Raw genomic sequence first — 21,002 nt, 5'->3', positions numbered from 1 at the left:
CCTCTTTCCTAGATTCCGAGAAGTTTGGCTTTGGCCGCCGCGAATTCGGCGTCGTCGATGAGACCGGCCTGATTCATCTGGCCGAGTCTCGCGAGCTGGGTGAGCAGGTCGTCCTCGGCCGGGGCGGGCGGTGGCGGGGGCGGCGGTGCGCTCTGCTGCGCCTGGTAGGCGGCTGCGTCGGCCTCCATCTGCTGCTGGTCGGCTGCATCGTCGGCTCTCGCCTGCTGGCGGCGTTGCACGCCGCCTGCGACGGCGGTGGCTGTTCCCGCGACCACGGCGGTGCGCGCCATCGTGCCGATGAGCCCGGGTCGTCCCATTCTTCGACGTAACATCGTCTCTCCTCTACTTGTCGAGCTCGGCCACGGCGGCGAGCACTTCGTCGACGACCAGGCCCGGCACGCGGACGCTGTCGATGAGAATGCCGTCTGCGTCGACGATCGCGTCGCGCAGCGGCTTCATCCAGGTGTGCTCGAAGACGAGGATCGCCGCCGAGCTGTTCGAGTCGAGTGAGGATGCGAGCTCGGCGACGTCGTCCTCAGAGATCAGCTCGTCGAAACGATCGATGAGCTCGGTGAGCGCGGCCTCGTCGCTGCCCGGCCGGAGCTCGTCGAACTCGGTGTAGCTGACATCGCCGTTCTCGTCGACGCTCACGAAGAGGCCGTCGACGATGGTGATCGTCTCGTTCTCGACGATTTTCGCCAGTTCCGGCAGGATCTTCCCCGTGAACCGGTTGCCCGGAAACGCGAGGGTGAGAATTTCAATCGGTGCCAACGGCATGGGGGCCTCCAGAGTGTCGATTGCAAGCAGTTTTCGGCACTGGGGGTCGGGCGAATAGACCCGAAACGGGCGAGAAGCCCCGAGGCGGTGTTCAGATCAGTCGCGCACGCGCCTTCCGTCGACCAGCCGCACGACGAGGGGGCCGTGCGGAGGCGCCGCGGTGTCATGGGTCGCCTGCACGACCGCGGCGCCGCGGGCGATCTCCCGTTCGAGTGCCAGGTCGATGAGCCGCTGGGCCGCTCTGTCGACACCGGCGGTCGGCTCGTCGAGCAGCAGCAGCGTCGCTCGACGGGCGAGGCCCTGCGCCACGAGGGCGCGCTGGCGCTGGCCGCCGGAGAGCTCGCCCAGCGGACGCTTGGCCAGATCGGCGATTCCGAGAGACTCCAGCGACTCGTCGACGATCGCCCGGTCGTCGCGCGTGAGACGGCGAAACGCACCGCGAACACCCCAGCGCCCCATCGACACGGTCTCGCGCACGGTGAGCGGCAGCCGGTCGGCGACGGCGCTGCGCTGCACGACGAATGCGACCGAGGACCCGGGAGCGCGCTCGAGCACCCCCGAGCTGACCGCATGGGTTCCCGAAAGCACGCTCAACAGCGTCGACTTGCCGCTGCCGTTGGCGCCCACCACCAGGGTCATGCTGCCCGGGGCGACGCGGAGGTCGACGTCGCGGAGGGCGACGTGCCCGTCGTGGTGGGCGCCAACGGCGGCGAGTCGCACCTCGAAGGGCGCGGTCGTAGGCGGAGCGGGCTGGGCGAGGGGCGAAGGCATCTCCTAATCATAATGAGAATCAAAATCATGTAGGGTCGCTTCTCGTGTCCTTCCTTCTCGAGCCCTTCACCGCCGACTTCATGGTGCGCGCCCTCGTCGGCGGCATGCTGGTCGCGGCGTTGTGCGGCGTGGTCGGCACCTGGGTGGTCATCCGGGGCATGGCGTTCCTCGGCGAGGCCATGGCGCACGGCCTGCTGCCCGGAGTGGCGACCGCGGCCCTGCTCGGTCTGCCGCCCGTGCTCGGCGCGGCCGTCAGCGCCAGCATCATGACCGCGGGAGTCGGCCTCGTCACCCGCCGCGCCCGGATCAGCCAGGACACCTCGATCGGCCTGCTCTTCGTGGCGATGCTGAGCATCGGCGTGATCATCGTGTCGCGATCGAGGTCGTTCGCCACCGATCTCACCGCGATCCTCTTCGGCGACGTGCTGGCCATCCGCGGGCCAGACCTCGTCTTCCTCGGCGTGGCCCTCGCCGCCACCCTGGCGGTCGCCGCCGCCTTCCATCGCCGGTTCGTCGCCCTAGCCTTCGACCCGCGTGTGGCCCGCACCCTCGGCCTCCGCCCGCGGCTCGCGCAGGTGGTTCTCGTCGGCCTCGTCACGCTCGTGGTCGTCGCGTCGTACCAGGCCGTCGGCAGCCTTCTAGTGGTGGGGCTGCTGCTCGCGCCGGCGGTCGCGGCGGGTCACTGGACCCGGCGCATCCCGAGCACGATGGCGCTCGCCGTCGCCTTCGGCTGCACCGCCGTCGCCGTCGGCCTGCTGGTCTCCTGGCACGCCTCGACCGCGGCGGGGGCCAGCATCGCCGCCTGCTCGGTGGCGCTCGCGGCGGTATCCGCCGCCGTGCGCGCCGCGACGACCCGCACGGCGCGCTCCCACGCTTCCTCGCCCGCACCGACCACCCAGAGAGTGACCACCCCCGCATGAGAACCCTGACAGCGGCAGTCGCCGTCACCACGCTGCTGACGCTCGCCGCCTGCTCCTCCGCCGCGCCCCAAGGGACCGCCCCGACCGGTCACGGCTACGTCGAGGGGGCGAGCGAGATGCAGGAGCCGCAGCTGCGTCTGGCCACCCTCGACGGCGCGGGTGTTTTGTGGTCGTTCGACCTCGTCTCCGGCGAGACTGCCGAGCTCACCGCCGACGCCGCCGCCGAATCGGTGTCGACCGACGGGCGCTTCGTGTACACCGCTAACGCGCTGCGCGGCAGCGTGCGCATCGTCGACGCGGGCGCCTGGACGGTGCCGCACGGCGACCACTCGCACTACTACCTCGCCGAACCGCGCGTCGTCGGCGACGTCGACGGCGGCCGGGGCGCCGGAGCCGCCCGCGTCTCCGCCGGCACGGTCGCGACCGCCGTGTGGTTCGGCGACGTCGGAACCGGCATCGTGCTCGACACCGACGCCCTGGCCGACGGAGAGCCGAGCGAGCTCGCCCGCATCGAGACCGCACCCCACGACGGAGTGCTCGTGCCGATCGGCAGACACCTCGTCGGCAGCGTCGCGGCCGAGGGCGACGGTCGTGCGTCGTCGCTCGTGGTGTACGACCTCGACGGGGAGCCCGTCGCCGGCGCCACCGCGGACTGCCCCGACGCCGGGGGAGCGGCGACGACCCGGGTGGGCGTCGTTGTGGCCTGTGCGGATGGCGTCGTTCTCGCGACCGAGACAGGCGAGGGCGCCGTCGCGTTCGAGACCATCGCATACCCGGACGGCACGCCGGCCGACGACGTGGCCACCGCGTTCGCGGGCCGCCCCGGCCGCCCGGACGTCGCGGCGATCGCGGGGGAGCGAGGTGCGTGGCTGCTCGACTCCCGGGCGAGAACCGTCACGCTCGTCGCGAGCCCCGAGCCGCTGCTCCGGGCGAACGCGGTGGGTGACGACGCCCGCCTGATCGTCGCGGTCGGTGCGTCCGGCCGGCTCCACGTGCTCTCGGCCGCCGGCACTATCGCTCAGACCGAACCACTGCTGGCGCCCGACATCGCCGACGGTTTGCTCACCGCCGGAGTCACCGTCGAGGTCGACATCTCCCGCGCCTACGTCAACTCGCCCGCCGCCGGCGTCGTATATGAGATCGACTACGCCGACGACGCCCGCGTGGCTCGCACGCTCGACGTGCCCGGCGCCGCCCTGATGGTGGAGACCGGACGATGACCGCGCGCACCAGGATCGCCGCGGTCGCGGTCGCCCTCTCGCTCGGCGTCGGCGTCTCGGCCTGCTCGACGACCACCGCCGACGACGGACCCCTCGTCGTCGTCACCACGAACATCCTCGGCGACGTCGTCGAACGCGTCGTCGGCGACCAGGCCCGCGTCGTCACCCTGATGCCGCCGGGCGCCGACCCGCACTCCTTCGAGATCTCGCCGAAAGAGGCAGCGCTCATCCTCGACGCCGACGTGGTCGTCTCGAACGGGCTCGGACTCGAGGAGGGACTGGAACGGCACGTGGATGCGGCCAGGGCCGACGGCGTTCCGGTCGTCGCGGCCGGGGAACTCGTCGAGCCGCTCGAGTACACGGCCGGAGACGCCGCGGGCACCCTCGACCCGCACTTCTGGACCGACCCGCAGCGCATGGTCGACGTCGTCGACGGCCTCGAACGCGAGTTCGCGGTCGCCATCGACGGGATAGACGCCGACGAGCTGGCACAGACATCCGCCGCCTATCGCTCTGAGCTCCTCGAGCTCGACGCCGAGATGACGTCGGCCTTCGCGGCGGTCCCCGCCGAGCGGCGCGCGCTCGTCACGAACCACCACGTCTTCGGCTACCTCGCCGATCGGTTCGACTTCCGAGTGATCGGGGCCGTGATCCCGAGCGGAACCACCCTGGCGGCGCCCAGCGCCTCTGACCTCGACGACCTCACCACGGCGATCGAGGAGGCGGGCGTCGCCACGATCTTCGCCGACTCGTCGCAGCCCGACCGGCTCGTGCAGGTGCTCGCCGACGAGGCGGACATCGACGTCGACGTCGTCGCGCTGTTCACCGAATCGCTGTCTGCGCCCGGAGAGGGCGCCGAGACCTACCTCGAGATGATGCGCTCCAACCAGCGCCTGATCTCAACCGGCCTGTCACCGTGACCGGCTTCCACCCCAGAAAGGAAATCATGATCCAGCGACACCACAGGGCAGTCATGGGCATGGCGCTCGCCGCCACCGCCGCCCTCGGCCTCACCGCCTGCGCCTCCGCAGGAGGTCCGGCACCCGCGGGCGACACGGCGGCGAACTCCGTCGACGCGGCCCAGCCGCGGCTCGCCCTCACCTACGACGGCGGGCTGCTCGTGCTCGACGCCACCACCCTCGACCTCGAGGCCGACATCGAGCTGGCCGGCTTCAACCGGGTCAACCCCGCCGGCGACGGACGACACGTGCTCGTCTCCACCGCCGAGGGCTTCCAGGTGCTCGACGCCGGCGCGTGGACCTCCACCGACGGCGACCACTTCGCCGCCGAGCCCGAGCTCACCGACCTCGTGTTCAACGCGCCGACGCCCGGCCACGTCGTGCGTCACGGCGACAAGACGATCCTCTTCTCCGACGGCACCGGCGACACGACGGTGTTCGAGACCGCCGACCTGCTCGAGGTCGACGGAGAACTGCCGGAGACCGAGATCGTCAGCTCACCCGAGGCGCACCACGGTGTGTCGATCGTGCTCGAGGACGGCACCCTGCTGACCACCATCGGAACCCCCGACGCCCGCACCGGCGTGCGGGTGCTCGACGCCGACGGCGAGGAGACCGCCCGCAACGAGGAGTGCCCCTCGGTGCACGGCGAGGGAACCACCGCGGGTGAGATCGTGGTCTTCGGCTGCAGCGACGGCGTGCTCGTCTACGAGAACGGCCAGTTCACCAAGATCGCCGCCCCCGACGCCTACGGACGCACCGGCAACCAGTACGTCACCGACACGTCGAGCATCGCCGTCGGCGACTACAACAGCAACCCCGACTCCGAGGGCTACGAGCTCACCCAGCTGACGCTGCTCGACACGGTCGCGAAGACGTCGTCGATCGTGACCCTGCCTGCCGGAGTCGCGTACACCTGGCGCGGCGTCGCCCGCGGGCCGTCGGACGAGACGCTGCTGCTCGGCACCGACGGCTCGCTGCACGTGCTCGACGCCGATACCGGTGCGATCACCGCCTCGTACCCCGTGATCGACCCGTGGGAGGGCCCGGCCGAGTGGCAGGACGCCCACCCCGCGCTGGTCGTGCTGGGCGCCACCGCCTACGTGACCGACCCCGCGACGAACTCGATCCACGCGGTCGACATCGCGACGGGGGCCGTGGGCGCATCCGCTCAGCTGCCCGCGACGCCGAACGAGGTCGCGGCCGTCACCGGCTAGTCGACGACGGGAAGGCCGGGGGCGGTGAGCGGCCCCGGCTTTCTCAGTTGCGCTCGTAGGCCAGCCGCAGCCAGCCGAGCAGCTCCTCGTCGACTTCGTCGACGTTCGCGAGATTGACCCGGTGCGAGCACATGTCGTTGCCGGCCAGCAGCCGATCGGTCGTGGGATGCTCCCGCACCTGCAGACCGAGTTGCACACGGCGGGAGCTCGGCGCCTCGACGAGGGCGAACTGCTTCGACCGGCGCAGCGAGACTCCTGTCTTCTTCGGCGCGATCTCGACGTCGTCTCCGAGAGCGGATGCGGCGGCGACCAGCCGTTCGTAGACGGGACGCAGCGCGGCCTTCGCCCCCGCGTGCTGTCCTTCGACCAGGTCGGCGTCGGCGTCGGACGCGGCGCGCGACCGGTACTGCAGCGCGATCCCGTTGGCGAAACCGTGGCTCACCGAGTGCTCGTTCTTGAGGTAGTCGACGAGCTCGGTGTGCTTTTCCAGCCCGGTCTCCGGCAGCACCTCGGGCCGCGCGGCGTCAACGGGCAGGCCACGGCGCTGCGCCCGGCCGCCCGCCACCAGTCGATCTGCGCCATATGGGGCTGGATGGCGAGCCGGGCGCCCCATACGGCGCAGATCGTGCGCCGAAGAGACGCCGCTAGACCTTCATGCGCAGCGCGGTGACGAACGTCGGGATCGTCACGATCAGCTGCACCGCGAGCATCGGGACGATGTAGACCACTCCCGTGTGCACGGTCAGCCAGCCCTGCTCGATCGCGAGCAGCAGGAGCACCGCGACCGCGAAGGCGACCGACAGCACGGTGTACGACGTCGAGTACACGAGACCGCGGACCTGCGCCTGGCGCTCGTCGAGAGCCTCCGGAGGCAGTTCCTCGATGCCGCGCGTCGACGCCTTCAGGGCGCCGAGCGCGAAGACGAGCGCGATCACGAGCACCGCCATCGCGATCAGGAACACCGGCATGGGGAGCACCGGAGCGGCGAGGAAGACCGCGGTCTCCGCCACCAGCACGAGGATGAGGGTCGCGGCCAGGCGTCGACGCCACCGTGGCGTGCGGAGGTACTCGAAAGCGGGGTCGTCGAGCCGCGCGGCGCGGCGTTCGTTCCTGGTGAGAGATTCGGTCATCGGTCTTCTCCTTCTGTGTTGTACAGCTGGTCGGCCATGCTCGAGAACGGTCTCAACGAGAACGCGGCGTCGATCGGCACGCCGAGCGACTCGGCGATGCGCAGAGCGAGCACGAGGCTCGGGCTGTACTCGCCGCGTTCGAGGTAGCCGATCGTCTGGTAGTGCACTCCGACTAGGTCGGCCAATGCTCTGCGGCTGAGTCCGCGTTCCGCCCTGAGTACGGGCAACCGCGTGAAGAACTGCGGCTGCTCGTCACCTGTTTGCTTCGCCATGTAGTAAATATACTACAACGGACAGCGGATGCGCTACCGCGGCTCCACGATGCTGCGTTCGCCAGGCATCCCGGAGCGCACGAATTGCGGATGCCTCGCCCCCGCGACCCACTCGTCGAACCCTTCGAACTCCATCGGAATGCCGCGCGCGGCCGACGGTGCGGCGGTCCATGACCTGCACGTGCACGTGCGGCTGCGTGGAGTTTCCCGAGTTGCCGCACTCGGCCAGCTGCTGCCCCGTCGACACCGCGTCTCCTACGGAGACGCGCAGCGACCCGCGACGCAGGTGCACGAGAGCGGCGAAGCCCCCGTCGGCCAACGCGATCACCACGTGGTTTCCGGCGATCGCCGCGATGCCCTGCCGCAACCGCTCCCGCTGGCCCAGCACGTACGGCACTAGCGCGAGCTGCGACCGCCTGGCGGCGTGGTCGGACTCGCCGTCGTGCGCGACGACGACGGTCGCGTCGGCCGGCGCGAGGATCGGCCGGCCGAACGCGAAGAAGCGCTCCGGCGGCTCGGTGTCGAACAGGGTGCGCCAGTCGCTGCGGTCGACGGTGCGGCCACGGTGGTCGACGGCGACGAAGTCGATCGCGTACCGCTCGCCCCACAGGTCGGTGCCGTGGCTGGGGACCCTCCGCGCCGGGCTGTTCTGCGTCAGCCACCGGCCGGCGAAGGGCAGCGCGAGCCGCGTCGGCGGCCCGGGGTCGGCGCCGGAGGCCGCAGCGTCGGCGCTCCTCATGGGGCCAGGCTCCTCATGCAGCCGGGCTCGTTCATGCGGGCAGTCTAGGGGCCGTTGTTAACGGCGGGAAGAGTCTCCGAGCACGGCGTCGACGAGACGCTCCGCGCTTCCCGGCTGCGTCGGAAGCCGGCTGAGCGCCCGCAGGATCAGCGCCCCCATCAGCGCCTCGCCGATCTCCTCGACCGGGGCGTCGGCGCGCAGGTCGGACGCCTCGACCGCAGCGCGCAGGCGGGGCACGAGGGATGACCCGATCCCGAGGCTCTCGTAGAGCCGGCGCCCCACGGCCTCGTTCTCGGTCGCGGCCGCGATGAGCGAGCGCCAGAGCAGTTCGCCGGCCGGCTCCTCGAGGATGCCGAAGACGTTGCCCAGCCAGGAGACCAGGTCGGTGCGGATGTCGCCCGTGTTCGGAAAGTTGAAGCGTTCGGAGAACAGGCGGCCCTCGAGCAGGCAGTCGGCGACGAGGGCGGCCCGCGACGGCCACCAGCGGTAGATGGTCTGCTTGCCGACGCCGGCCTCGGCGGCGATGCCCTCCATGGTGAGGTGCTCGTAGCCGCGGATCTGGAACAGGCGCGCGGTCGCTTCAAGGATCGCGACCCGTGCCGCTTCGCTGCGCACGGGTCCTTGGCGGTGCTCGGACATAGAGACATCCTAGTTCTCGACTAGACGAGACGTCGCGTATTATCAAAGGAGGTCGTCGAGAGGAATCACATTGGCCGAGTTGCTTTATCGCCTGGGTAAGTTCGCGTCGAGACGGGTCGGCGTGGTCATCGTCGCGTGGCTCGTGGTGCTCGCCGTCGCCGTCGGCGGATTCCTCGTCGGATTTAAGGGCCTGTCGTCGAGCTTCGACATCCCCGGCACGGCCTCCGGCGCCGTGACCGACGAGCTGCAGCAGAAACTGCCCGAGTTCAGCGGCGCCTCGGGAACCGTGGTCTTCTCCACGGCCGACGGATCTGCGCTGACCGCCGAGCAGCGCGACGAGATCGGCGCGCTCGTCGCCGACGCCGACGACCTGCCCGACGTTTCCGCGGTCGTCGACCCCTTCGAGACCGAGGCGCAGCGGGCCGAGCAGGCCGCCCAGGTCGCCGACGGTGCGGCGCGGCTCGACGCGGGCCGGACCCAACTGGATGCCGGTCAGGCGCAGCTCGACGCGGGACTCGCCCAGCTCGACGCCGCGGAAGCGCAGTTCGGCGCCGCGCAGGTCGCTCCCCAGCGCGCGCAGCTTGAGGCCCAGCAGGCCGCGCTCACCGCATCGCTCGACGAGCTCGAGCAGCAGAGCACCGCGCTCGAGCTCGGTGCCGAACTCCTCGCGCTCTCCGACGGCATCCGCTTTGTCTCCGACGACGGGTCGACGGCCCTCGTCAACGTCGCGTTCTCCGAGCCCCGCCTCGACCTGCAGGAAGAGTCGAAGCAAGCCGTGATCGACTACTTCGAAGCCGACGAGATAGACGGCGTCGAGGTAGCATTCTCCACCGATATCGCCCAGGGCGTTCCCGAGGTCTTCGGCGTCGGCGAGGTCGTGGGGCTCGCCGTCGCCGCGATCGTGCTGATCGTGATGCTCGGATCCCTCCTGGCCGCCGCCCTCCCGATCGTCACGGCCCTGGTCGGTGTCGCCATCGGAGTCGTCGGCTCGCTCTCGTTCTCCGGACTGGTTCAGATGGTGTCGGTCACCCCCGTGCTCGGCGTCATGCTGGGCCTCGCCGTCGGCATCGACTACTCCCTGTTCATCATCAACCGGCACCGCAAGCAGCTCATGCAGGGCGCCGAGGTGCGCGAGTCCATCGGACTGGCCAATGGCACGGCCGGCAACGCCGTGGTCTTCGCCGGGGCGACCGTCGTGGTCGCGCTGCTGGCGCTCAACATCACCGGGGTTCCGTTCCTCGGCCTGATGGGCACCGTCGGCGCGGTCTGCGTCGCCGTCGCCGTGCTCATCGCGATCACCCTGACGCCCGCCCTGCTCGGTCTGCTCGGCGAACGCGTGCTCGGTCGCCGCGCCCGCGCACGGATCAGCCCGGCTGTGCCCGTTCAGGGCAAGGAGGTGCGGGCGATGTCGACGCTCCGCGCCGTCGTGACCCTGCTGGTCACCGTCGCGGCGCTGCTGACGATCGCCATCCCGTCGCTGTCGATGCGACTGGGTCTCCCCGACGGTTCATCCGAACCCGCCGACTCGGCCTCGTACCGCGCCTTCTCGCTCACCGAGTCGGAGTTCGGCGCCGGCGCCAACGGCACCCTGCTGGTAACGGCCACCCTCCCCGAGGGGCTCACCGACGACGAGGTGCTCGAGAAGCAGGTGCTCGTCGCGCAGGCGATCGCCGACAACGACGACGTCACTGCGATCGCGCCGATCGCCGTCTCCGACGACAACCGGCTGACCGCGTTCCAGGTCATTCCCGCCGAGGGCCCGAACAGCGTCTCGACCGAGCAGCTCGTGCGCGACCTGCGCGACCTGCCCGCGATCGAGAGCGGAATCGCCCTCGGAGTGGCCGGCCAGGCGGCGATCAACATCGACATCTCGGAGAGCCTGCAGAACGTGCTGCCGCTCTACCTGCTGGTCGTCGTGGGGCTGTCGCTGCTCATCATGATCCTCGTCTTCCGCTCGATCCTGGTGCCGCTGATCGCCACCGGCGGCTTCATCCTGTCGCTGTTCGCCACCTTCGGAGCCACCGTCGCGGTGTTCCAGTGGGGCTGGTTCGCGCAGGTCTTCGGGCTGCACAGCACGGGGCCGATCCTCAGCTTCCTGCCGGTGATCCTCACCGGCATCCTGTTCGGTCTCGCGATGGACTACCAGTTGTTCCTCGCCTCCGGCATGCGCGAGGCGTACGTGCACGGCGCGCCCGCACGCCTAGCGGTTATGCAGGGCGTCAAGGCGGGACGGGCGGTGGTCACCGCGGCCGGCCTCATCATGGTCGCCGTGTTCGGCGGTTTCGTGTTCTCCGACGCGACCATCATCCGGGCCATCGGCTTCGGTCTCGCGTTCGGTGTGCTCATCGACGCGTTCATCGTGCGGATGCTTCTTATGCCGGCCCTGATGCACCTGCTCGGCACATCCGCCTGGTGGCTGCCCCGCTGGCTCGACCGCATCCTGCCGAACGTCGACGTCGAGGGAGCAGCGCTCGAGCGCAAGCACCACGTGTAGCGTGCCGGGTGTCGGCCCGCCGGGTGCGCTGCTCAGGCCGAGCGACGCCTGCGGCGGGTCGACGGGGCAAGCCACAACGCGAGGCCGAGGAGCACGAGCAGCAGCGCGGCGCCGACGAGTGGTCCCGAGTCGGTGCCCGTCGCGGCGAGACGCGACGGTGAGGTGCCGGCGGGCCGGGTCGGCGTAGCAACGGCCCCAGCGGCGACCGCGGAGGGCGTGAGCGTGGGCGTGCCGGCTGGCGGCGTGCCAGTCGAGGGCGCACCGACTGCGGGCACGCCGGTCACGGGAGTGCCGGTCACCGGAGTACCTGTGGCGGGGTTGCCGGTCACGGGAGTGCCGATTGCCTGCGTGACCTTCACTGCAGCGACCGTCTCGACGTAGACACCGTTGTAAGTGTACTGGAGGAACAGGTCGCCTCCGTCAGCGTCGGCCGGCAGGGCGAACGAGACCCGCGCGCTGCCGCTCGGGTGGCTCGTCGCAGGCAGCACGGAGACGATCTGGTACGCCGGGGCCGCGGCAGCCGTGACGGCGAAGAGGGACGCCATCCGCGCTCCGGTCGCGGCCATCCTGTTGCAGTACGTCTTCGGGGGCCGGGTCACCGAGTCGGTCGGGCTCGTCGCGGCGACCGGGATCGCCGAGGATGCGTCGACGGGGTGCCCGGAGGCCGCCTCGTCGGTCGCGACGGCGTCCGGTGCGGCGAATGCGACACGACGGACCTCGCAGTCGACACCGCCCACCGACGGCGCGGTGATCGTGGTCGACGGCGCCGTGAACGCGGGCGGCGGGGTGAATGGCAGGTTCGGATTCACCGGAACGATGACCGGCGGCTGGATTGCGCGGGGGATGTACCCGAACTGCCCGGCCGAGAAGTTCAAGCTGCCGCCCACGTTGCTGAGCGAGATCATGCCGTCGATCACCTGCAGATAGAGGCCCGGCGGAAGCGGGGCGCCTCCGGCAGGCCTGACCGGTCCGCCGACGGTGATTCCCGAGCTGGCGAACGGGGTCGGCTTGACCAGTGCGAGCCGAGCGGTGTGCAGGCTGTCCGCCTGGCCGGAGAGCCGCGCGGCGGTGATCGGTGCGGCGTCGGAGGCTGTGGCCTGGGCGAGCAGGTCGACGGATGTCTGGAAGGCGCGAGCGAAGACCGTCCAGCTCGCAGAGGTGTAGTCGAGGGGGATGAGGAGAGACGCGTCGTCCTCGGCGATCGCGTCGCGCAGGATGTCGACGCGCACCGCCGCCGCAATCGCCGTGGACAGCGTCGAGCCCGCGGCGGTGAGGTCTGCGATCCGGGTGTCGGCGTCGTCGGCGGCGACGGCGGCCGTGTGAGCCGCGGCGATGTCGCGGGCGCTCGCTCCGGTGAACTCGGAACCGTCGAGGCCCAGTTCGGCGAATGCCGCGAACGCCGCGCGCAGCGCCGACGGGCGGGCGACCGTGGCCGCGAGGGCCGACCGCAGAGATTCCACGGCGGCGTCGAGCGCGTCGACGGTCGGGTCGACGTCGGCGATGGCGGCATCGGCGGCGGCGATCGCCGTGCGGATCCCGCGCGCGCTGAAACCGGTGACATCCTCGGCGAGCGGCCCATCGACGACCGTGTGCGCCTCGGCGAGAAGCGCGGCGAGCTCCTCGGGGGCGGCAAGCGCCGAGAAGAACGCGTAGCTCAGCTCGTTGACCGTCGTCTCGATCTGCACCCCGGTGACGGCGGCGGCAGGGTCGGTGGCGGCGACCGCCACCAGCTGGCGAGCGGCGTCGAGAGCGGCCGCGAATCTCGCCTGCGAGCCGGGAGTGAAGGCCGAGACATCCCGAGCCTCGAAATCGGCGATGTACTTCAGCACGACCCGGTAGTCGACGAGGTCGGCCGCGGCGTCGGTCACCGCGGTGGCCGCTGCCAGCACCTGGTCGGGTGTCGCGCCATCGGCCACGAGATCCCGCGCGGCGTCGATCGCCGCGGCGAGACGCGTGCGAGAGCTCAGGGTGACCGTCTCGGTGAGGGTCGTCTCGGTCTCCTGCTCGATCCGGTCGATTGCGGAGGCGAGGTTGGCGACGCTGCCGCGCAGCACGTCGATCAGCGAGGGTTCGCTGAAGGAACCGTCGGCGAACCGACTGCGAAGCCCGGCCGGGGCTGACCCGTAGCCGATGTCGGTGAGTCGGATGCTGCGATCGGCGAGCGCGAGCGCGATGGTCGTCTCGTCCCCCGCGGTGTCGATGTAGCTCAGCGCGAACCCGACCGCGTCGACCGGCGCCGGTCCCCAGGCCAGCGTCACACTGTCGAGCGCGTCGTAGGCGACGGTGAGCTCGCTCGGCCCGGCGACTGGCCCGGGTGCCGCCGTGGCGGGTGCGGCGGGGGAGAGCAGTGCGACGATGAGGCCGAACGCGACCACCGCGGAGTACCGGTGTCGACGGCTCGGGGTCAGGGCGGCGCGCGACATGGGTGTCCGTTCGATTGGGGTGGCGGCCCTCCACGATGGCGGTGCCACTACAAACTGTAACGGCCGCCTCCTCCGTCGCGAACCGCCCCATTGTGGGGCCCGACGTCCGTGTCCTACGGGTGTCGGAGGCTCCCCGTATATTTCGCCGTATATTGAGTGCGGCCGACTCTTGAGCGCGGCCGTCGAAAAGCCGAAGATGGTTCGGTTCGCTTTTAATCCCCCACACTTTCACCCCCCCCAACGTCGGGAGTCCCATGCTCGCAAAACTCCTCGGACGCTATCTGCGTCCGTACCGCAAGCAGCTCATCGGTGTGCTCGTCTTCCAGTTCATCGCGGCGCTCGCCTCGCTCTATCTGCCGACGCTCAACGGCGAGATCATCGACAAGGGTGTCGCCACCGGCGACACCGAGTTCATCTGGGCCACCGGACTGATGATGCTCGGCATCTCGCTCGGGCAGATCGTCGCCTCCATCATCGCCACCTACTTCGCCGCGCGAGCCGCGATGCAGGCCGGCCGTGACATCCGCAACGACGTCTTCGAGCGCGTGAGCGCGTTCTCAGAGCGGGAGGTCTCCCACTTCGGCGCCGGGTCGCTGATCACGCGCAACACCAACGACGTCACCCAGGTGCAGATGCTCGCGATGATGGGCGCCACGATGCTCGTCTCCGCGCCGCTGCTGGCGATCGGCGGCATCATCATGGCGCTGCGCCAAGACATCGGCCTCAGCTGGATCATCGCGGTGATCGTGCCGGTTCTGCTGCTCGTCGTCGGCGTCATCATCTCGCGGATGGTGCCGCTGTTCCGCACCTTCCAGAAGCGCCTCGACAACGTGAACCGCATCATGCGCGAGCAGCTCACCGGAATCCGGGTGGTGCGCGCCTTCGTGCGCGAGCCGATCGAGGAGAAGCGGTTCGAGGCCGCCAACACCGACATCATGGACGTCGGCCGTCGCGTCGGATCGCTGTTCGTGCTGCTCTTCCCCCTCGCGATGCTGGTGCTCAACGTCACCGTCGTCGGCGTCATCTGGTTCGGCGGCATCCGCGTCGACAACGGCGACATCGAGATCGGCACGCTGTTCGCGTTTATGCAGTACGTCGGGCTCATCCTCGGCGGGGTGCTCATGGCGAGCTTCATGACCATCATGATCCCCCGCGCCGCCGTGTCGGCCGAGCGCGTCGCCGCCGTTCTTGCGAGCGAGACCACGCTCGCGCGCCCCGAGAATCCGGTCGCCGCACTCCCCACGCCGGGCACGATCGAGTTCCGCGACGCCACCTTCACCTACCCGGGCGCGGAGTTCCCCGTTGTCGGCGGCGTCTCCTTCTCCGCCGCGCGCGGTGAGACGGTGGCGATCATCGGCTCGACCGGCGCAGGCAAGACCACTCTCATCTCGCTGATCCCGCGCCTGTTCGACGTGACCGGCGGCTCCGTGCTCGTCGGCGGCGTCGACGTCAGACAGGTCGACCTCGACCTGCTCTGGTCGGGAATCGGGCTCGTGCCGCAGCGTCCGTTCCTCTTCACCGGCACCGTGGCATCCAATCTCCGCTTCGGACGAGAGGATGCCACAGACGACGACCTCTGGCACGCGCTGGAGATCGCCCAGGGCCGCGACTTCGTCGAGGAGATGGACGGCCAGTTGAACGCGCGCATCGCCCAGGGCGGCACGAACGTATCGGGCGGCCAACGCCAGCGGCTCGCCATCGCCCGCGCGATCGTGCACGCCCCCGACGTACTCGTCTTCGACGACTCGTTCTCTGCCCTCGACCTGACCACCGACGCCCGGCTCAGGCAGGCGCTCTGGCGCGAGCTGCCCGACGTCACCAAGATCGTCGTCGCCCAACGGGTGTCGACGATCACCGGCGCAGACCGCATCGTCGTGCTCGACGACGGCGCCATGGTCGGCATCGGCACCCACGAAGAACTTCTCGCCTCGAGCGAGACCTACCGCGAGATCGTCGAGTCGCAGCTCGGCGTGGAGGCAACGGCATGAGCGTCGAGAACCAGATCCCCCTCCCGCCCGCGGAGCTGAGCGAAGACGAGCGGTACGAGCTCGAACTCGCCGAGAAGGCGCGCCTGGCCTCCGACTCGTGGGACAGCGTCGCCCCCGGCAAGGCGGCGAACTTCGGCCAGAGCTTCCGCCGGCTGATCGGCCTGCTGCGGCCACACGCGTTCGCCTTCGCGTTCGTGTCACTGCTGGGCGCGATCAGCGTCGTGCTCACCGTGCTCGCCCCGCGTGTGCTCGGCGAGGCGACGAACATCATCTTCGAGGGCTTCATCTCTGCCCAGCTGCCCTCCGGCATCACCAAGGCGCAGGCGGTCGAGCAGCTGCGGGCCTCGGGGCAGACCGACCTCGCGAACATGGTCGGGGCGATGCAGATCACCCCGGGGGAGGGCGTCGACTTCGCGCGCCTCAGCCAGGTCATCGTGTTCGTGCTCGCCCTCTATATCGTGGCGTCGGTGCTCGGCTGGCTGCAGGGCTACGTGATCAACGTCATCATGGTGCGCACCATGTGGCGCCTGCGCCGCAGCGTCGAGGCGAAGATCAACCGCATGCCGCTGTCGTACTTCGACAAGGTGCAGCGCGGCGACCTGCTCAGCCGGGTGACGAACGACATCGACAACATCACCCAGACGATGCAGCAGTCGCTCTCCGGCGCGCTCACCGCGATCCTCACCGTCGTCGGCGTGCTCATCATGATGTTCTCCATCTCGTGGCAGCTCGCCCTCGTCGCGCTCGTCAGCCTTCCGCTGATGGCCGTGATCTTCGGCATCATCGGGCCGAAGTCGCAGAAGGCGTTCGGCATCCAGTGGCGCAAGATGGGCCTGCTCAACGCCCGCGTCGAGGAGTCGTTCTCCGGCCACTCGCTGGTCAAGGTGTTCGGCCGCGAGAAGGACGCCCACGAGAAGTTCATGGCCGAGAACGAGGAGCTGTACCGCGCGAGCTTCAAGGCGCAGTTCCTGTCGGGCATGATCATGCCGGGCATGATGTTCATCGGAAACCTCTCCTTCGTCGGCATCGCCGTGCTCGGCGGCCTCATGGTCGCGAGCGGCCAGCTGCGTCTCGGCGACGTGCAGGCCTTCATCCAGTACTCGCAGCAATTCACGCAGCCGCTGTCGGAGCTCGGCGGCATGGCCGCGGTCGTGCAGTCGGGAACGGCCTCGGCCGAACGCGTCTTCGAGCTGCTCGACGCCGACGAGCAGGGAGCCGACGCTGCCGACGCGCCCGAGCCGGTCGACGGCGACGGCACGATCGTGTTCGAGAACGTCGCGTTCTCCTACAACCCCGACCACCCGCTCATCCGCGACCTGTCGTTCTCGGTCAAGCCGGGGCAGACCGTCGCGATCGTCGGCCCGACCGGCGCAGGCAAGACCACGCTCGTGAACCTCATCATGCGGTTCTACGAGCTCGACGGCGGACGCATCCTGCTCGACGGCCAGGACATCGCCGACCTGACCCGCCGCGACGTGCGCTCGCGCACCGGCATGGTGCTGCAAGACCCGTGGCTGTTCGCCGGAACCATCCGCGAGAACATCCGTTACGGGCGCCAGGACGCGACAGACGACGAGGTGATGGATGCCGCGAGGGCGACCTACGTCGACAGGTTCGTGCACTCCCTCCCCGACGGCTACGACACCGTGCTCGACGAGGAGGCCTCGAACGTCTCCGCGGGCGAGAAGCAGCTCATCACGATCGCGAGGGCGTTCGTCGCCCAGCCGTCGGTGCTCATCCTCGACGAGGCCACCTCCTCGGTCGACACCCGCACCGAGCTGCTGCTGCAGCACGGCATGGCGGCGCTCCGTCAGGGGCGCACCTCGTTCGTGATCGCGCACCGGCTGTCGACCATCCGCGACGCCGACCTCATCCTCGTGATGGAGGCGGGCGACATCGTCGAGCAGGGCACCCACGCCGAGCTGATCAAGAACCAGGGCGCCTACTACCGGCTGTACAACTCGCAGTTCGAGGGGGCGACCGACATCGACGCCGAGTTCGCAGACGCCGAGTTCGCAGACGCCGAGCTCGCCGCGGAGGCCGCCAAGGAGTAGACGCTCTTCGTAACGAGATCCCGGAGACGGGCCGATGACGGGAATACTTCTCCCCAGCGACGGTTGGGTTCGAAGCATCCGTTCTCATCGAAAGGCATCGTCAATGCACCTGTTCAGCCCGCTCTCCCTCGGAGACCTCCGCCTCGCCAACCGCATCACCATGGCGCCGATGACGCGGATGAGGTCCGACGAGAACGGGGTGCCGACCGAGCTCGTCGCCGAGCACTACACGCAGCGCGCGGGCCTCGGCCTGATCGTCACCGAGGGCACCTTCCCGGTGCAGGAGTCGAAGGCCTACAGCGGCCAGCCCGGCCTCGAGACCGATGCCCAGGTCGACGGCTGGAAGCGGGTCACCGACTCCGTGCACGCCGCCGGCGGCACGATCGTGGTGCAGCTCATGCACAGCGGACGCGTCACCCACACCGACGTCAACGGCAGCGACCGTGTCGTCGCCCCCAGTGCCGTCGCCATCTCGGGCGAGCTGCGCACCCCGACCGGCAAGCAGCCGTACCCGGTGCCGCACGCGCTGACGGTCGACGAGCTCGAGTCGACCAAGCTCGCGCTCGTCGCCGCGGCGCGCAACGCGATGCGCGCCGGGTTCGACGGCGTCGAGGTGCACTCCGCGAACGGCTACCTGCTGCACCAGTTCCTGTCGCCGGTCTCCAACGTGCGTGACGACGAGTTCGGCGGAAGCCCCGAGAACCGCGCACGCTTCGTCGTCGAGACGACCCGCGCGATCAGCGAAGCGATCGGTGCCGGGCGCACAGGCATCCGCATCTCGCCGGAACGGAACATCCAAGACGTCGTCGAGACGGATGCGACCGACGTGCGGGCGACCTACGAAGCTCTCGTCGACGGAATCTCCGACCTCGGCCTCGCCTACGTCAGCGTGCTGCACCCCGACATGGGCGGCGACCTCGTTCAAGACCTGCGCGCCCGCTTCGGCGGAAAGCTGATCGCGAACTCTGGCTTCGACACCGTCACGACCCGCGAGGAGGCGACCGCGCTCGTGCGCGACGCCCACGCCGACGCGGTGGCCGTGGGCCGGCTCGTCATCGCGAACCCCGACCTCGCGCACCGCTGGTCGCAGCACGCGCCGCTCAACGAGCCCGACGCCGACTCGTTCTACACGGCGGGCGCCCGCGGCTACACCGACTACCCGACGATCGCGGCGGCCGGTTAGGCGGGCGAGTCGCAGACGACCTCGATCATCCAGGGGTTCGAGTAGAGAAACCACACGATGTGCTGCTCGTCGCCGTCGAACTCCTGCTTGAACAGTTCGAGTGCCCGCGCCCAGGCGCGGCAGGTGTCGAGGGGGCGCTCGCTCCCGGCTGCGGGCGTGCCGCGCACGTAGAGTTCGCCGCTCTCCAGCCGGACGTTCCAGTCGAGCGGCTCCAGATGCGCGCCGCGCGTGGCCATCGCGTCGGCGATCGCACCGCTGAGCAGCTGCCCGAGCCATTCGCTGTCACGAGTCGCCGTCGTATCGCGGACCCGTCGTTCCATAACACCCCTCCGAATCGTCGAAATGACAACTCAGCCGGGGTCTGGGGCGTCGGTCGCTACCACTCTACGCATCGCGGATGGAGCGTGAAAGTGCGCGCGAGGCTGCGCCCGTACGCATTGGCGCGCGGTGTGCGCGCCATCTCGGTGCAGGCGCTACGCGTCGAGCTGGCGCGCGTGTGCCGCGGTGTAGCGGTAGCCTGCGCGTCCGCGTCTGCTGTGAGCGGAATTCTCGCGACGCGGCGCCGCGAAGCGTCTACTCTCGGTCGCATGGAGATCACCCGACGCCCCCGATTCGAGCCGCTCTGGCGCGAGGTGCTCGGACGCAGGTTCCGCGCCCGACGCGAACTCCAGAAGAAGACGCTGACCGAGACCGCCGCGCGAGCCGGCATCTCGCCGCAGTACCTCTCCGAGGTCGAACGCGGGCTCAAAGACCCCTCGAGCGAGATCATCGCCGCCATCGCCGGAGCCCTCGAGGTCTCGTTGACGGCGCTGACCGCCCAGGTGGCGAACGAGATGCTCGGCCGGCAGCGTCTCGACCTGACCGGGTCGACGGGCCCCACCGGGTCGACCGGCCTCGGCCTCACCGGCCCGACCGCGCTTCCCCGCAGCGGCGGCGCGGCCGATCAGTCCGCCGCGTCGGGCGGCGTCGTCCTGTCGCTCGCGGCGTAGCATCCGCCCGCCCTCGAATCAGCCCTATTCGTGTCGCGACAGCACCCGGTCGACCAGCCCGTACCCGAGCGCCGCACGCGCGGTGAAGACCCGGTCGCGGTCGGTGTCGTTGCGCAGCACCTCGACCGACTGTCCGGTGTGCTCCGACAGGATCGACTCGATGTCGGCGCGCACCCGCACCACCTCGTCGGCCTGCAGGATCAGGTCGGGGATCGTCCCCTGCCCGCGGGCCGCCGGCTGGTGCAGCACGACGCGCGTGTGCGGCAGCACCGCGCGGCGTCCGGGCGCTCCGGCCGCGAGCAGGACCGCGCCCGCCGCGATCGCCTCGCCCACGCACGTCGTGGCGACCGGCGCCTGGATGAACTGCATCGTGTCGTAGACGGCGAGCATCGACGTCATGTCGCCGCCCTCGCAGTTGATGTAGAGGTTGATCTCGCGCTCCGAGCTCTCGGCCTCGAGGTGCAGCAGCTGCGCGATCAGCGCGTTGGCCACGCCCGGGTCGATCGCGGTTCCGAGGTAGACGATGCGTTCGGTGAGCAGGTGCGAGTAGACGTCCATGATCCGTTCGCCGCGCGGATGCTGCGCGATCACGTTGGGGATCGTGTAGCTGCTCATGCGTTCACCCCCAGTGCGGCGCGGCGGGTCTTCGCGGGCATCACCTGGTCGAACGAGTCGACGATGCGGTCGATGAACCCGTAGTCCCTGGCTTCCGGCGCCGTGTACCAGCGGTCGTGCAGCGAGTCGTCGAAGATCTGCTCCGGCGTCTGGCCGGTGTCGGCCGCGATCAGTCCGAGCACCGTGTCGCGGGTGTGGCGCAGGTCGTTCGCCTGTACCTCGACCTCGCCGGCCGAGCCTCCGATGCCCGACGAGCCCTGGTGCATGAGGATGCGCGCGTGGGGGAGTGCCGCCCGCCTGCCCGGGGTGCCCGCCGACAGCAGGAACTGCCCGGCGCTGCAGGCGAGCCCGAGCGCGAGGGTCGAGACGTCGCACGGCACGAGCCGCATCACGTCGCGGATCGCGAGCATCGACGGCACCGATCCGCCAGGCGAGTGGATCCACAGGGCGATGTCGGAGGCCGCGTCTTCGGCGGCCAGGGTGAGCAGCTGGCTGATCAGCAGGGTTCCGTTGTCGTCGTCGAGGGCGCCGTCGAGCACGAGCACGCGTTGGTAGAGCAGCTGCTGTCGCATCCGCTCGTCGAACATGGGGCGTTTCTGGTCGTCTGTCATG

Annotated in this window: 21 protein-coding genes; 9 read left to right on the top strand and 12 right to left on the bottom strand. The window is 70.0% G+C overall.

The features are described from left to right. Positions 1-8 precede the first annotated feature (8 nt). The 3 genes from ABIE21_RS10530 to aztA all read right to left on the bottom strand — a co-directional run bounded on the left by ABIE21_RS10530 (position 9) and on the right by aztA (position 1,548). On the bottom strand, positions 9-317 hold the full coding sequence (locus tag ABIE21_RS10530) for an SHOCT domain-containing protein (RefSeq protein ID WP_354024775.1): 309 nt from the start codon (positions 315-317) through the stop codon (positions 9-11). 25 nt (positions 318-342) lie between these two features. After that, on the bottom strand, positions 343-777 hold the full coding sequence (locus ABIE21_RS10525; RefSeq protein WP_354024774.1) for a DUF6325 family protein: 435 nt from the start codon (positions 775-777) through the stop codon (positions 343-345). Between the two features lie 96 nt (positions 778-873). Continuing rightward, positions 874-1,548 carry a zinc ABC transporter ATP-binding protein AztA gene (gene aztA / locus ABIE21_RS10520; RefSeq protein ID WP_354024773.1) on the bottom strand — a complete coding sequence of 225 codons (675 nt, stop codon included), beginning with the start codon at positions 1,546-1,548 and terminating at the stop codon, positions 874-876. Between the two features lie 44 nt (positions 1,549-1,592). Here aztA and aztB point away from each other — a divergent pair, with 44 nt between their 5' ends. From aztB to aztD, 4 genes are read left to right on the top strand one after another with little or no spacing between them, the layout of a single operon-like run. Further along, the gene (gene aztB / locus ABIE21_RS10515; protein WP_354024772.1) at positions 1,593-2,468 is read left to right on the top strand and encodes a zinc ABC transporter permease AztB; all 876 of its coding nucleotides are present in this window, start codon (positions 1,593-1,595) and stop codon (positions 2,466-2,468) included. Continuing rightward, the gene (locus ABIE21_RS10510; protein WP_354024771.1) at positions 2,465-3,688 is read left to right on the top strand and encodes an ABC transporter; all 1,224 of its coding nucleotides are present in this window, start codon (positions 2,465-2,467) and stop codon (positions 3,686-3,688) included. The genes aztB and ABIE21_RS10510 overlap by 4 nt, the downstream gene beginning before the upstream one ends. Further along, positions 3,685-4,608, top strand: coding sequence for a zinc ABC transporter substrate-binding protein AztC (gene aztC, locus ABIE21_RS10505; RefSeq protein ID WP_354024770.1), 924 nt, complete (start codon positions 3,685-3,687; stop codon positions 4,606-4,608). Before ABIE21_RS10510 ends, aztC begins: the two co-directional genes overlap by 4 nt. A 26-nt stretch (positions 4,609-4,634) precedes the next feature. Next, entirely contained in the window at positions 4,635-5,864 is a 1,230-nt protein-coding gene (aztD, locus tag ABIE21_RS10500) for a zinc metallochaperone AztD (protein ID WP_354024769.1), read from the top strand. Between the two features lie 43 nt (positions 5,865-5,907). Here aztD and ABIE21_RS10495 read toward each other — a convergent pair whose 3' ends face one another. The 5 genes from ABIE21_RS10495 to ABIE21_RS10475 all read right to left on the bottom strand — a co-directional run bounded on the left by ABIE21_RS10495 (position 5,908) and on the right by ABIE21_RS10475 (position 8,644). Next, positions 5,908-6,429 carry a DUF5655 domain-containing protein gene (locus tag ABIE21_RS10495; RefSeq protein ID WP_354024768.1) on the bottom strand — a complete coding sequence of 174 codons (522 nt, stop codon included), beginning with the start codon at positions 6,427-6,429 and terminating at the stop codon, positions 5,908-5,910. Positions 6,430-6,508: 79 nt separating this feature from the next. Continuing rightward, positions 6,509-6,994 (bottom strand): hypothetical protein, encoded by a 486-nt coding sequence (locus ABIE21_RS10490; RefSeq protein WP_354024767.1) that lies wholly within the window; start codon positions 6,992-6,994, stop codon positions 6,509-6,511. Next, positions 6,991-7,266 carry a helix-turn-helix transcriptional regulator gene (locus tag ABIE21_RS10485; RefSeq protein WP_354024766.1) on the bottom strand — a complete coding sequence of 92 codons (276 nt, stop codon included), beginning with the start codon at positions 7,264-7,266 and terminating at the stop codon, positions 6,991-6,993. Before ABIE21_RS10485 ends, ABIE21_RS10490 begins: the two co-directional genes overlap by 4 nt. Then, on the bottom strand, positions 7,247-8,005 hold the full coding sequence (locus ABIE21_RS10480) for a M23 family metallopeptidase (RefSeq protein ID WP_354024765.1): 759 nt from the start codon (positions 8,003-8,005) through the stop codon (positions 7,247-7,249). The genes ABIE21_RS10485 and ABIE21_RS10480 overlap by 20 nt, the downstream gene beginning before the upstream one ends. Before the next feature lie 57 nt (positions 8,006-8,062). Beyond that, a complete protein-coding gene (locus ABIE21_RS10475) occupies positions 8,063-8,644 on the bottom strand; it encodes a TetR/AcrR family transcriptional regulator (protein WP_354024764.1) in 582 nt (193 codons plus the stop codon). Positions 8,645-8,714: 70 nt separating this feature from the next. On the opposite strand from ABIE21_RS10475, the gene ABIE21_RS10470 reads away from it, so the two are divergent. Then, positions 8,715-11,138, top strand: coding sequence for an MMPL family transporter (locus ABIE21_RS10470; RefSeq protein WP_354024763.1), 2,424 nt, complete (start codon positions 8,715-8,717; stop codon positions 11,136-11,138). Between the two features lie 32 nt (positions 11,139-11,170). Here the strand turns inward: ABIE21_RS10470 and ABIE21_RS10465 are convergent, their stop codons facing one another. Further along, positions 11,171-13,561, bottom strand: coding sequence for a hypothetical protein (locus tag ABIE21_RS10465; RefSeq protein WP_354024762.1), 2,391 nt, complete (start codon positions 13,559-13,561; stop codon positions 11,171-11,173). Between the two features lie 254 nt (positions 13,562-13,815). Here ABIE21_RS10465 and ABIE21_RS10460 point away from each other — a divergent pair, with 254 nt between their 5' ends. From ABIE21_RS10460 to ABIE21_RS10450, 3 genes are all read left to right on the top strand, one after another. Continuing rightward, complete coding sequence (locus tag ABIE21_RS10460; protein WP_354024761.1) at positions 13,816-15,549, top strand: ABC transporter ATP-binding protein; 1,734 nt, start codon at positions 13,816-13,818, stop codon at positions 15,547-15,549. Further along, positions 15,546-17,603 carry an ABC transporter ATP-binding protein gene (locus ABIE21_RS10455; protein ID WP_354024760.1) on the top strand — a complete coding sequence of 686 codons (2,058 nt, stop codon included), beginning with the start codon at positions 15,546-15,548 and terminating at the stop codon, positions 17,601-17,603. The genes ABIE21_RS10460 and ABIE21_RS10455 overlap by 4 nt, the downstream gene beginning before the upstream one ends. 103 nt (positions 17,604-17,706) lie before the next feature. Beyond that, complete coding sequence (locus ABIE21_RS10450) at positions 17,707-18,786, top strand: alkene reductase (protein WP_354024759.1); 1,080 nt, start codon at positions 17,707-17,709, stop codon at positions 18,784-18,786. Here the strand turns inward: ABIE21_RS10450 and ABIE21_RS10445 are convergent. Continuing rightward, positions 18,783-19,106 (bottom strand): hypothetical protein, encoded by a 324-nt coding sequence (locus ABIE21_RS10445; protein WP_354024758.1) that lies wholly within the window; start codon positions 19,104-19,106, stop codon positions 18,783-18,785. The genes ABIE21_RS10450 and ABIE21_RS10445 overlap by 4 nt on opposite strands. A gap of 267 nt (positions 19,107-19,373) precedes the next feature. On the opposite strand from ABIE21_RS10445, the gene ABIE21_RS10440 reads away from it, so the two are divergent. Further along, the gene (locus ABIE21_RS10440; RefSeq protein ID WP_354024757.1) at positions 19,374-19,775 is read left to right on the top strand and encodes a helix-turn-helix domain-containing protein; all 402 of its coding nucleotides are present in this window, start codon (positions 19,374-19,376) and stop codon (positions 19,773-19,775) included. A gap of 24 nt (positions 19,776-19,799) precedes the next feature. Here ABIE21_RS10440 and ABIE21_RS10435 read toward each other — a convergent pair whose 3' ends face one another. Both ABIE21_RS10435 and ABIE21_RS10430 read right to left on the bottom strand, forming a co-directional pair. Further along, positions 19,800-20,390 (bottom strand): ClpP family protease, encoded by a 591-nt coding sequence (locus tag ABIE21_RS10435; RefSeq protein ID WP_354024756.1) that lies wholly within the window; start codon positions 20,388-20,390, stop codon positions 19,800-19,802. Next, the gene (locus tag ABIE21_RS10430) at positions 20,387-21,001 is read right to left on the bottom strand and encodes a ClpP family protease (protein WP_354024755.1); all 615 of its coding nucleotides are present in this window, start codon (positions 20,999-21,001) and stop codon (positions 20,387-20,389) included. The genes ABIE21_RS10435 and ABIE21_RS10430 overlap by 4 nt, the downstream gene beginning before the upstream one ends. Between the last annotated feature and the right edge of the window lies 1 nt (position 21,002).

Source organism: Conyzicola nivalis (genome assembly GCF_040548875.1).
GTDB classification, from domain to species: domain Bacteria; phylum Actinomycetota; class Actinomycetes; order Actinomycetales; family Microbacteriaceae; genus Conyzicola; species Conyzicola nivalis_A.
The sequence above is the reverse complement of the archived record's forward strand: the minus strand, read 5'-3'. Positions and strand labels throughout refer to the sequence as shown.